Below are 11,891 nucleotides of genomic sequence, written 5' to 3'. Positions count from 1 at the left end.
CCCATGAGCGACCTGACTATCGTTCAATTCAGACCTGCTGGCCCCGATGACGTCGCGATGATCCGCGATCTCGTGCGTGCGGCCTACCAGCGATGGGTGCCGGTCGTCGGTCGCGAACCCCTGCCGATGGTGGCGGATTATGCCAGGGCCGTGGAGCAACACCGCTTCGACCTGGCAGAAGTCTCCGGTCGTATGGTCGGTCTGATCGAGACGATGTTGCATGACGACCATCTATGGATCGAGAATATCGCGGTCAGCCCGCAGGATCAGGGCAAGGGGTATGGCAAGGCCATGCTCACCCTTGCCGAAATCATCGCCGCAGAAGCTGGTCGCAGCGAAATCCGGCTGCTGACCAACGAGGCCTTCGCGACCAATGTCGTCATATACAGGATGGCGGGCTACGTGGTGACGACCTCCGAACCCTTCATGGGCGGCACCACACTCTACATGAGCAAAAAGCTGGCGCAGCCTGCCCCGACCGTCTGATCGGGAAACACAAAGGCCCCGGACACTGCTGTCCGGGGCCGCTCCAGGGAAACTGACGGCAGGAGGTCAGATCTTGCCGTTCCGCTGCTGGATCATCATGAACGTGTCGAACGTGTATTCCGACAGTTGCATCCACAGATAACCTTCCTTCTTGAAGGCCACCTGGTCCTCATAAACCTTCTTGAAGCCGGGATTGGTCGCCGAGATATCCTTGTAGACATCGAGCGCCGCATTGTAGCAGGCCTCGAGGATATCCTGGCTGAATGGCCTGAGCGTTGCCCCCTCGGCAACGATCTGCTTGATCGCCAACGGGTTCTTCTGGTCGTACTTGGCCATCATATTGGTGTTGGCGAAGGCGCAGGCATCGGTCAGCGCCGCCTGATAGCTCTTCGGCAGGCTGTTCCACTTGTCGAGATTGACGAAGGCGTGGATCGTCGGGCCGCCCTCCCAGAAGGCGGGGTAGTAATAATACTTGGCGACCTTGAAGAAGCCCAGCTTGTGATCGTCATAAGGGCCGACCCATTCTGCCGCGTCGATCGTGCCTTTTTCCAGTGCGGGGTAGATATCACCGCCGGCAATCTGCTGCGGCACGGCACCGAGCTTTTCGAGCACTTTTCCGGCAATGCCGGCGATACGCATCTTCACACCTTTGAAGTCGTCGACGGTGTTGATCTCCTTGCGGAACCAGCCGCCCATCTGGGCACCCGTATTGCCGGCCGGCAGGCCATAGATGTTCTGCTTGGCATAAAATTCGTTCATCAGCGTATTGCCGTTGCCCTGGTAGAACCAGGAATTCGTCAACCGCGCATTCATCCCGAACGGAATGGCCGTCCCGATCGCGAAGGTCGGATCCTTGCCGACGAAATAATAGGAGCAGGTGTGGCACATCTCGACCGTGCCGTTGCTGACGGCATCTGCCGCCTGCAGGCCCGGCACGATCTCGCCGGCTGCAAATGGCTGGATGGAGAAATTGCCATCCGTGGCCGCGGCGACATGTTTGGCGATGTCATCTGCACCGCCATAGATTGTATCGAGCGATTTGGGGAACGACGAGGTGAGACGCCAGGCGATTTTCGGGTTCGACTGAGCGATTGCCGGGGCGGCAAGCGTGCCAGCGGCAAGCGCTCCCGCTCCCGTTGCGGCTGCCTTCTTGAAAAACTGACGACGATCCATGAATATCCTCCCAATCATGATCGGCTTTCGGCATGATCGACTTCCAGCTCATCCTCTATTCGCCGGATATCGATTGCGAGGTAACCATGTCGTCCTTTTGCTTGCAAGCGAAGCCGCATATAAACCAGGGCTTGAACCGACCACGAGGGATTAGACTTTCGTCTGCACGGAAGGCGATTTGAATTGGCGGGGGTTCCGACCTGAGATGATTGGTCTTCAGCCGGCATTCTCAGGCCTATGATAGCAAGCCCCGCTTGACTTGCAGGCGTCGCTCACGCCAATGAATAAGCAATACCTATCGCACCGATCCGGAAGCAATCATGCCCAAATCCATCGTCGCCGTTCCCGCCGATATCCGCGAAATCGAGGGTGCCATCTGGCATGCCGCACCGGACCAGTACATTTCGGCGGCACTCAAGGTTGCTGACGTGATGAGCGTCGTCGTGCCGGCCTTCGAGACCGGCAACGATATCGACAGCCTCCTCGATCGTGTCGACGGCGTGCTGATTTCCGGATCCATCAGCAACGTCCATCCCTCGCTCTACGGCAAGGAAACGACCGATGCGGACGGTCCGTTTGATCCCGCCCGCGATGCCACCTCCCTGCCACTGATCCGCCGCGCCATCGATCGCGGCATTCCGTTGCTCGCGATCTGCCGCGGTATCCAGGAACTGAACGTCGCCCTCGGCGGCACACTTGCAAGCGAGATCCAGGACCAGCCGGGCGTGTGGGACCACCGTTCGCCAGACGCATCGAACCGCGACGACAAGTTTGCCATCCGCCAGCCGGTCATCGTCGAAGAGGGCTCCTGCATTGCCCGTTACCTCGGCACCTCGGGCGAAATACAGGTGAACTCCCTGCACCGCCAGGCGATCTCGCAGACGGCTCCGCGCCTTCAGGTGGAGGCAAAGGCCGAAGACGGAACCGTCGAAGCCGTCTCCGTCATCGACGCCAAAAGTTTCGCCGTCGGCGTGCAATGGCATCCCGAATATTGGGCGACGACGGACGCGCCCTCGCGCGCCCTGTTCGAAGCCTTTGGCGAGGCGGTTCGGGCCTATGCAGCGGACAAAAGCGGCACCGCACCGGCGGCAGCCTTTGCCCGCATGGCGACGCCGAGGCGCTGATTACGCCTTGGCTCAGGCCTTGACGGGCGTTTCCGGCACCGGGGTCAGCACTTTCTTTCCATCGAACCAGCCAATCAGGTTGTCGACCACAAGATCGGCCATCGCGTTGCGCGTCGGTACCGACGCCGAAGCGACATGCGGCAGCATCGAGAGGTTGTCGAGATCGAGGAACCCTTCCGCCTTGGTCGGTTCCTGATAGAAGACGTCGAGGCCGGCGGCGGCAATCGTGCCGTTGCGCAACGCCGCTTCAAGTGCCGCCTCGTCGACGCTGGTTCCGCGCCCAACATTGATGAACACGCCATTCGGCCCAAGAGCGGACAGAATATCCGCATCGATGATCTTGTGGGTGGCGGCAGTCCCCGGAACGATCGAGATCAGCGTATCGACGTCTTCGGCCATCGCCTTCAGCGAGGTGAAATAGGTATAGGACACGTCGCTGCGCTGGTTGCGGGTATGGTAGCCGATCTTGACCTTGAACGGCTCAAGCCGCTGGGCGATTTCGATGCCGATACGGCCGAGACCGAGAATGCCGACGCTACGTCCCTTCAGCGAAAGTGGCGACAGCGCAAACGGACCTTCTGCAGCCCAGCGACCGCTGCGCATCCATTCCTCAGCGACCGGCAGGCGGCGAATGGTGTTGAGCAGCAGACCGATCGCCGTATCCGCCACTTCGTCGTTCAGAACGTCCGGCGTATGCGTCACGATAATGCCCCGGCTTGCTGCCTGGGTGGTGTCCACACCGTCGTAGCCGACGCCGAAATTCGCAACGATTTCCAGCTGCGGCAACTGTTCAACCCACTCGGTCGAAAGCTTGCCGGCCAGCGCCACACCACGAACCTTCTGGCGCGTCACCTCGTCCAGTGCCAGCTCACCCTTCTGCTCTGCCACGGTCACGACATCGAATGTCTCCTGCAATCGCGACATGACGCGCGGGTGGATGCGTCCGGGAACGAGCACGGTGACTTTATTCTGGGTCATGTGGGAAATCCTGTGACTTGAAAACTGGATAGGATGGATACGAACTAGGCTTTGGCAAGATCCCTGAGGGGCTTGTAGGGCGAGGTGGACTGGCGGATACGCATTTCCGGCTTGATCAGATGCAGACCGTCCGGCTCATGGCTGCCGGCGAGACGGTCGAGAAGCGCGCGGGCGGCAAGTCGCCCCACATCGGCCTGCTGGTTCGACACCGTCGTCAGCGATGGTGTCGAGATCGAGGCCTGCTCGAGATCGTCATAGCCGGTGACGGAAATATCCTGGCCGGGGATCAGTCCGGCGCGGGCAATGCCGTTCATCAGGCCGATCGCAACGAGATCGTTCCAGCAGACGGCGGCCGTCGGTTTCTGCGGCAGGGACAGGAAATTGACCGCCGCCTCGAACCCACCCTGCATGGTACGCGGACCGGGGATGCGCAGGCTCGGATCGACCTCGATATTGGCCTTGCGCAGCGCATCGACATAGCCCTGGTATCGGTCACGGCCGGTCGAGGTCTGGTCGGTGCCGCCGATCATCGCAATCACACGATGGCCAAGCCCGATCAGATGGTTGGTCGCAAGCGAAATGCCATAGCTGTCGTCGCCGCGATAGGTCGGCAGATCGACGCCTTCCATGGTACGGGCAACAAGAATGGCGGGCATGCCGTTCTGCTCGGCAAGCTTGATATCTTCGACCGGCGTGCCGATCGCCGGCGACATGATCACGCCGTCTCCGCCGAGCTGCAACAGCGTTTCGATGAAGGTTCGCTGCTTTTCGACCGAGTCGTAATGATTGGACAGAATGAACGTATGGTTGCTGCGATCGAGCTCGCTCTCGATCGCCTTCAGGATTTCCCCATAGAAAGGGTTCATCACGTCATGCACGACCACCCCGATAATGCCGGAACGGGAGGTTCTGAGAGAGGCGGCGCGGCGATTGTAGATGTAGCCGAGCGCCCTCGCCTGTTCCTTGATCTTGTCGCGGGTATCTGCCGCCACGAGCGGGCTGTCGCGAAGCGCCAGCGAGATCGTCGCTGTCGAAAGACCCAGGCTGTCCGCAATCGTCGAGAGCTTGACCTTCTGCGCCATATCCCCTCCGTCTTTGTCTTGAAGGGTCGGAATTCTGCGCCCGACCTCACCGAATTAAATTTTAAATAAACAATTTAATTGGCGCGGACAATAGGCGAAGCGACGGCTTGTTAAAGGCAGGTCAGTCTTCGCTTTCCGGCTGTAGATTGTGCTCCACGGCTCTCAACAGCTTCAAAAGCGTACGCACTTCCTTGTCGGACAGGCCCTGCACCGCCATCGCACCACAATCGGCAACCGACTGGCCGATAGACTCGACGCTTTGAAGACCGTTTTCGGTGAGATGCACCTTGGTCAACCGTCCGTCATGGCCATCGGCGCGGCGGGCAACGAACCCCTGAGCTTCCATCCGGCCGATCGTACGTGTCATCGTCGGCGCCTTGACCCCCAGCCGCAATGCGAGCTGACCCGGCGTCTGGCCGTCATCTTCGGCAAGCGCCAGAATGACGCCATCCTGACCGGCATAGAGGCCACTTTCGGACAGGCTGCGGCTGAGCGCTGTACGAACCGAGCGGGCAGCCTGAGTGATCGCCGGAGCGAGATCGGCCGCGGAAAGCGTCGCGAGTTCCTTCTTCTTGCCGGATTTCGATTTCTTCTCGCCCTTTTTCTTGCTCATCGGTCCTGCCTGTTTTGCCTGTTGCCCGCTTTGCCTGTCGAAGGTCGACATCGCAGCGCCTTCACAACCCTATCTGACGGAAATCGATTCCGACTTTCGGGTCGATGCGCTATTGCTGCGCGCTATCCATAACGAAACCCGGAACCAGTCGCCAGATGTCGCATCCCCGCCCTCGCTTTTGTGACAACAATCCGACACTTGCGTCCACAGAAAGACGAGAGTGGATTGCCGTGCTGCCGCTCGGCGCCCATGAGCAGCACGGGCCGCATCTGCCTTTCGACACCGACACGCTGATTGCCGAAGGCCTTGTCGAACGACTCATTACGGCACTCCCGCCATCGCTGCCCGCCACCTTCCTGCCCGTCGAACCGGTGGGTTATTCGATCGAGCACATGGATGTCGAAGGCACGCGCACGTTTTCCTTCGACGAGGCCGTCAACCGCTGGCTCGGCATCGCCGAAGACCTTAACCGCAAGGGCATCAAAAAGTTCGTCATGCTGAATGCCCATGGCGGCAACGCGCCATTGATGACCATCGTCGCCACCGAAGCACGTGTGCGCTTCGGCATGCTGGCGGTCGCCACCAGTTGGACCCGCTTCGGCCAGCCACAAGGCTGGATCGCGCCGGAACACAAGGCAATCGACATCCACGGCGGCGACATCGAGACCTCCGTCATGCTGGCTCTGTGGCCCGACAAGGTGGATATGGCAAAAGCGGAGGCCTTCACCTCTCGCCAGTCCGAATTCACCCGCAACTTCACCCACCTCCGCGCCTATGGCCCGCATGCCTTCGGCTGGAAAATGTCGGACCTCAACCCCAATGGTGTGGCAGGCAATGCTTCGGCAGCAACCGCGGAACGTGGCGAACAACTGGTGGTACATGCGGTGAGTGGGATTATCGAGTTGCTGGAGGATGTGGCAAGGTTTGATGCGGGAGCCCTGTAATAATCACTGCTTGTACCGCCCGGTTCCTGGAGACATACTGATGGAGGTTTGCCACCAAGAGGAGGCGCGACATGCGGATAACGATTGCTGACGCCGAAGGCCAACTTGCCGATCTGGTAAAACGCGCCGAACAAGGCGAAGAGATTGTGCTGGTCCAGCCGGACATGCCATCAGTGCGATTGGAAGTCATACGATCCACAATCGAAGGCAAGCATGGGATTTACGACGCTACTGCCGAATTGGCAAAGCTTGCCCCGCTCACCTCGCGACACCAGCCGTTAAGCGCCGAGGAAAAACGAAAAGTCTTCGACGAGATCAGCAGGCTAGCGCTAGGTAAGGATCAGTTTTCTGACACAGACGCGGCACGTAGCCAGGATTTTCTGTACGACGAATTGGGCCTGCCAAAATGATTGTCATCGACTCGTCGGCAATTATCTCAATTGCAGCCGGTGAACCTACTGCACGCGAATGCGAGAAAATCCTTGAAGCAGAATCCGCAACGTTGATCTCGGCTGGCACGCTGGCCGAGGTTCTGATCGTGGCTGCCCGGCGTCAGCTTGTTGTCGAAGTGGGCGCCATCCTGAAAAGCTCGGTCACCCAAACAATAGACCTCACTCCCGCTCGATCTCACCTCGCTGCCACAGCCTATGCTCGTTGGGGCAAGGGTTTCCACAAGGCCGCCCTGAATTTCGGCGATTGCTTCGCCTATGCCACAGCCAAGGAATTCGGCTGCCCTCGTCTTTACGTCGGCGACGACTTTGCCCGAACCGATGTGGCATCTGCGATTTCGGCCAACGCCGGCTGATGTGATTTTATAACATCGAAACCCTTTGAACTCGTCCCGGCTTGCCCTTATATGGAGCGGACGATTTTTCGCGCCCCCGGAACATCCGCGGCGCAAGCCCCTACCCTTCGAGGTTTTCCTATGACTGACCAAACCACCGAAGCTCAAGCAGCAAAGCCCATTCCCGTCACCGTGCTGACCGGTTATCTCGGCGCCGGCAAGACGACGCTGCTGAACCGCATCCTCTCCGAAAGCCACGGCAAGAAATACGCCGTCATCGTCAACGAGTTCGGCGAGATCGGCATCGACAACGACCTGATCGTCGAGTCGGACGAAGAGATCTACGAGATGAACAACGGCTGCGTCTGCTGCACGGTGCGCGGCGACCTAATCCGCGTCGTCGAAGGCCTGATGCGCCGCCCCGGCCGCTTCGACGGCATCATCGTCGAGACCACCGGCCTTGCCGACCCGGTTCCCGTCGCCCAGACATTCTTCATGGACGACGACGTCCGTGCCAAGACGGAACTCGATGCCGTTATCGCCTTGGTCGATGCCAAGCACCTGCCGCTACGCCTGAAGGACAGCCGCGAGGCAGAAGACCAGATCGCCTTTGCCGATGTCGTCCTCGTCAACAAGACCGATCTCGTCACGCCGGAAGAACTGGCTGTCGTCGAGGATGTCGTTCGCGCCATCAACCCGACCGCCCGCATCTACAAGACCAGCCGCTCGGGCATCGATCTTGCCCGCGTGCTGGATCAGGGCGCTTTCAACCTTGAACGTGCGTTGGAAAACGATCCGCATTTCCTCGACCACGAGCATGACGACCATGTCTGCGGCCCCGATTGCGGCCATGACCATCATCATCACGGGCATGATCATGACCACCATGATCATGGCCACCACCATCATGATCACGACCATCACCACGGTCATCATGATGCGATGTCGCCGATCCACGATATTACGGTGAAGTCGATCTCGCTGCGCGGCGGCGAGATGAACCCGGACCGCTTTTTCCCCTGGGTGCAGAAGATCACCCAGACGGAAGGCCCCAACATACTGCGCCTGAAAGGCATCATTGCCTTTGCCGGCGATGAAGAGCGTTATGTCATCCAGGGCGTCCACATGATCGTTGAAGGTGATCACCAGCGCCCGTGGAAGGACGGCGAGAAGCGCGAAAGCCGACTCGTCTTCATTGGCCGCAATCTCGATTTCGACAAGATCGAAAAGAGCTTCCTCGCCTGCCAGGCAACCGCCAAGGCCGACGCCTGAGGCGTGCTGCAAGCATTGAACTTGAAGAGCGGGCGTCGGAAACGACGCCCGAAAAACATATGGATACCGAAACAATGTCCGGAATGATGGTCGCCTGATGCCGACAGTTGCACCACTTGATCTCGAAGGCCACGTCGTCGCCACCCATTTCCTCGGCGACATCCCCTTTTTCGCCACCGCTGCCGGTTCCATCCACCGCCTTGATGGTGGCGAGAAGGTCACCCAGGCAAACGAGGGGATCCTCACCTGCATCCGCGATCCGTTCAGCGCCACGCTGCTGTCCGGCGGCGAGGACGGCAAGGTTCTGCGCATCGGCCATGACGGCGAAACGACGCTTCTGGCCGAAGTACCGCGTAAATGGATTTCCGTCGTTGCCGGTGGCCCGCAGAATGCGGTTGCCTACGCAGTCGGCAAATCCAGCTTCGTGCGCCAGAGCGACGGTTCGGTAAAGGAATTTGCCGAGGAACGCAGCGTCGAGGGTATCGCTTTTGCCGGCAAGGGCCTGCGCATCGCCGCCGCCCGTTATAACGGCGTCTCGCTGCACTGGGTCGGCACCAACGCGCCCGCCGTCGATCTTGATTGGAAGGGCGCCCATACGGGTGTGACCTTCTCGCCCGACGGCCGTTTCCTCGTCACCATGATGCAGGAAAACGCATTGCACGGCTGGAAACTCGACGGCAAGGCTGGCGAAAACCGCCACATGCGCATGACCGGTTATCCCGCCAAGGTGAAGTCGCTGTCATGGTCGGTCAAGGGCAAATGGCTTGCCTCCTCCGGTGCGCCGGCAGCAATCGTCTGGCCATTTTCATCCAAGGATGGCCCGATGGGCAGGGCACCGATGGAACTCGGTACCCGCGCCAATATCATGGTCACCCAGGTCGCCTTCCATCCGGCCGAAGAGGTTCTGGCGATTGGTTTTATCGATGGCATGATCCTCGGCGTCAGGATTGCCGACGAAAAGGAGGCGCTTCTGCGCCGTCCCGGCAAGGGCGCGATCACCGGCATGAGCTGGAGCGCCAGCGGGAAGCTGTTGTCCTTCGCCTCCGAAGCCGGCGATTGCGGCGTGATCGACATCAGCGGCTGATAGCCTGAGGGGAATGGGTGGAGGCTCCATACTTCCTCCACCCACCCCACGGGATACCAGCGACAGACGCTCTTGCGAACGTGATGCCATTGTTATTCCCGGAGAGGAATTCCTGATTAAATCGAGCGGGGATTGCCCGCCTTGGTTGTGGATTCAACTTAATATTAGAAAACAATAACGCAACAAAATGCCCGCGCCATGATGAACGGGTAACCCTAATGCTGCGAATTTTATGCGATTTTTCTCCACTCGCACGCCGAGACCATCAGGCAGCCTTTGAAACGCTGATGATATCGGCCAGAAGCGCGTGCAGCTGATCCCTGTAACCGTTGCGTGCCGAGGGACCGCTCTCGTTGGAGGTCATGACGACCGTCATGCCGAGCGATGGCACGATATAAACCATCTGCCCGCCATACCCCCAACCGAACTTCACCGCCTCGCCGCCGATATCCCGCATGAACCACCCATAGCCGTAGTCATCGCCGGTGAAACGGGATTGTGTACGTGGCGTCCACGACTGGTCGATCCACGATTGCGAAACGACCTGCGGTCCGCCCGCCGTCTTGCCGCCATTGCGATAGAGCTCGCCGAAGGCCATCAGCGATCGCGCCGACATCGCCATCTGGTTTCCACCGAGATAGATGCCCTGCGGATCGCGCTCCCAGGCGCCGATCCTGAAACCGTCGACCGGTTCCATCCACTCCCTTGCCAATGCGAGCGTCGATTTGTCTCCGACCCGCGTGAGGATGGCGGAGAGAAGGTGTGTCGAAGCCGTCGAATACAGCATCTCTCCACCCGGCTCGCCATCAAACGGCTCCGCCAGGGCAAACCGCACCCAGTTCGAGCTTGCCACCCATCGCCCGTAATTCGGCCCGGACATCCGCGACAGGCCGGATTGCATTGACAGGAGATTGCCGATGGTGATCTCGCCAATACGCGGATCCGGATTGCGCGGCAGATCGGCCTTCAGGATCGGCGCGATCTTCTGATCCGTCCCCTCCAGAAGCTTGCGGTCGATGGCGATGCCGACGAGGCAGGCAATGATTGATTTCGACGCCGACTTTATGTTGCTCGAGGCGTTCAGCGAACGTCCGTTGAAGGCGCGCTCGGCCAAGGGGGCGCCGTCCCGATAAACCAGCACGACCTTCAGCGGCTCCAGATCGGCCGCCTGGTCGAGCACCGTTTTCAGCGTTTGCGGCGGCTGCGGCACCGCCTGTTGTGCCAAGGCACGTACCGGGGTCAGCAGGAAAGGCGTAAAGAGAAGAGCGGTTCGGCGTGTGATCATCACCACAAGGTAGTGCCGGACCACCGCGACAAGAAGGTGGGGATTTTCCCCCTCACGCCGAAATGACCTCTCGTGAAGCCATCATATCTCTGCCTCGGCAAAGATCTTCGCCGCCCAATCGATGAACACCCGCACCCGCCGCGACAGATGCCGGTTCTGCGGATAGAGGAGCGAAAGCGGTGTCGGTGGCGGCGGATAATCCTTCAATATCTCGACAAGGCTACCGTCTTCGACAAGTCTTTGCAGATTGTAACGCGGAGCCTGGATAAGGCCGAAGCCACGAAGTGCAAGGTTCAGCGTCGTGGCGGAATTGTTCACCGTCACGCGCGCCGGAAGAGATATGTAGCGCACCTCCTGGCCGACCATGAATTCCAGCGGCATGATCTGACTGGTGCGCGAGGAGATGAAGCCTATCGCCTGATGCCCATCCAGCTCGTCCAGCGTTTTCGGCATGCCATGCATCTCGACATAGTCCGGGCTGGCGCAGGTCATCTCGCGGATCAAGCCGAGCCGACGCATGATCAGCGAAGTGTCACTCACCTCGCCGGCGCGGATCACGCAATCTACCCCCTCTTTCACCAGGTCGACGAAACGATCCCCCTGCCCGAACTGAATTTCAAGCAGCGGGTAACGGTCGAGAAACGAACGGAGATGCGGCAGAAGGAAGGTCTGGGTGATGACCGGATGGGCGTCCACCCGCAATATCCCCTGCGGGCTCGCATCGCGGAAAATCGTTTCCGCCTCATCCACGTCGGCAAGGATGGCAAGACAGCGCTGATAGAAAGCCTGGCCATCCAGGGTCACCGCCACGTGCCGCGTTGTTCGTTCCAGCAGCCGGGCACCGATATCGGCCTCCAGCGCCTTGATCGCCTGGGTGGCTGTCGAACGGGCAAGCCCGAGATCGGCGGCAGCGGCAAGAAAGCTGCCACGCTCCACGACCCGGATGAAGAGCTGCATGCGCAAGAGTCTGTCCATGACGTTTGTTCACCACAGGCAAATTGTCATGTCAAATACCGATCATTGTTCTTTTGTCGTAACCTCATACTTTGGCTGGCAGCACAGGAGA

The 11,891-nt window shown here is 59.7% G+C and carries 13 protein-coding genes; 7 read left to right on the top strand and 6 right to left on the bottom strand.

The genetic code is table 11. The annotated features are described in order from the left end of the window. Positions 1–3: 3 nt before the first annotated feature. Positions 4–486: a GNAT family N-acetyltransferase gene (locus tag AC2GXZ_RS01890; protein ID WP_483757428.1), complete on the top strand. Its 483-nt coding sequence runs from the start codon at positions 4–6 to the stop codon at positions 484–486. Positions 487–552: 66 nt separating this feature from the next. Here the strand turns inward: AC2GXZ_RS01890 and AC2GXZ_RS01885 are convergent, their stop codons facing one another. Continuing rightward, a complete protein-coding gene (locus AC2GXZ_RS01885) occupies positions 553–1,659 on the bottom strand; it encodes a TRAP transporter substrate-binding protein (protein ID WP_483757427.1) in 1,107 nt (368 codons plus the stop codon). Positions 1,660–1,979: 320 nt separating this feature from the next. Between AC2GXZ_RS01885 and AC2GXZ_RS01880 the strand changes: the two genes are divergently transcribed. Next, the gene (locus AC2GXZ_RS01880) at positions 1,980–2,783 is read left to right on the top strand and encodes a gamma-glutamyl-gamma-aminobutyrate hydrolase family protein (protein WP_483757426.1); all 804 of its coding nucleotides are present in this window, start codon (positions 1,980–1,982) and stop codon (positions 2,781–2,783) included. 12 nt (positions 2,784–2,795) lie between these two features. Here AC2GXZ_RS01880 and AC2GXZ_RS01875 read toward each other — a convergent pair whose 3' ends face one another. The 3 genes from AC2GXZ_RS01875 to AC2GXZ_RS01865 all read right to left on the bottom strand — a co-directional run bounded on the left by AC2GXZ_RS01875 (position 2,796) and on the right by AC2GXZ_RS01865 (position 5,456). After that, complete coding sequence (locus AC2GXZ_RS01875; protein ID WP_483757425.1) at positions 2,796–3,761, bottom strand: 2-hydroxyacid dehydrogenase; 966 nt, start codon at positions 3,759–3,761, stop codon at positions 2,796–2,798. Between the two features lie 44 nt (positions 3,762–3,805). After that, positions 3,806–4,843: a LacI family DNA-binding transcriptional regulator gene (locus tag AC2GXZ_RS01870; RefSeq protein WP_483757424.1), complete on the bottom strand. Its 1,038-nt coding sequence runs from the start codon at positions 4,841–4,843 to the stop codon at positions 3,806–3,808. Between the two features lie 121 nt (positions 4,844–4,964). Continuing rightward, on the bottom strand, positions 4,965–5,456 hold the full coding sequence (locus tag AC2GXZ_RS01865) for a MarR family winged helix-turn-helix transcriptional regulator (protein WP_483757423.1): 492 nt from the start codon (positions 5,454–5,456) through the stop codon (positions 4,965–4,967). Between the two features lie 155 nt (positions 5,457–5,611). Between AC2GXZ_RS01865 and AC2GXZ_RS01860 the strand changes: the two genes are divergently transcribed. The 5 genes from AC2GXZ_RS01860 (at position 5,612) to AC2GXZ_RS01840 (ending at position 9,540) form a co-directional block, all read left to right on the top strand. Further along, positions 5,612–6,400 carry a creatininase family protein gene (locus tag AC2GXZ_RS01860; protein ID WP_483757422.1) on the top strand — a complete coding sequence of 263 codons (789 nt, stop codon included), beginning with the start codon at positions 5,612–5,614 and terminating at the stop codon, positions 6,398–6,400. 71 nt (positions 6,401–6,471) lie between these two features. Next, a complete protein-coding gene (locus AC2GXZ_RS01855; protein ID WP_483757421.1) occupies positions 6,472–6,810 on the top strand; it encodes a hypothetical protein in 339 nt (112 codons plus the stop codon). Next, positions 6,807–7,205 (top strand): type II toxin-antitoxin system VapC family toxin, encoded by a 399-nt coding sequence (locus tag AC2GXZ_RS01850; RefSeq protein WP_483757420.1) that lies wholly within the window; start codon positions 6,807–6,809, stop codon positions 7,203–7,205. Before AC2GXZ_RS01855 ends, AC2GXZ_RS01850 begins: the two co-directional genes overlap by 4 nt. Positions 7,206–7,325: 120 nt before the next feature. Beyond that, positions 7,326–8,456 carry a CobW family GTP-binding protein gene (locus tag AC2GXZ_RS01845; RefSeq protein WP_483757419.1) on the top strand — a complete coding sequence of 377 codons (1,131 nt, stop codon included), beginning with the start codon at positions 7,326–7,328 and terminating at the stop codon, positions 8,454–8,456. Positions 8,457–8,553: 97 nt separating this feature from the next. After that, positions 8,554–9,540: a WD40 repeat domain-containing protein gene (locus AC2GXZ_RS01840; RefSeq protein WP_483757418.1), complete on the top strand. Its 987-nt coding sequence runs from the start codon at positions 8,554–8,556 to the stop codon at positions 9,538–9,540. 265 nt (positions 9,541–9,805) lie between these two features. Here AC2GXZ_RS01840 and AC2GXZ_RS01835 read toward each other — a convergent pair whose 3' ends face one another. Both AC2GXZ_RS01835 and AC2GXZ_RS01830 read right to left on the bottom strand, forming a co-directional pair. Further along, entirely contained in the window at positions 9,806–10,825 is a 1,020-nt protein-coding gene (locus AC2GXZ_RS01835; RefSeq protein ID WP_483758236.1) for a serine hydrolase domain-containing protein, read from the bottom strand. 81 nt (positions 10,826–10,906) lie between these two features. After that, positions 10,907–11,800 (bottom strand): LysR substrate-binding domain-containing protein, encoded by an 894-nt coding sequence (locus AC2GXZ_RS01830; protein ID WP_483757417.1) that lies wholly within the window; start codon positions 11,798–11,800, stop codon positions 10,907–10,909. Positions 11,801–11,891: the final 91 nt, after the last annotated feature.

It is taken from the genome of Aliirhizobium sp. YIM B11859 (genome assembly GCF_057163345.1).
This window is presented reverse-complemented; position numbering and strand designations above follow the sequence as displayed.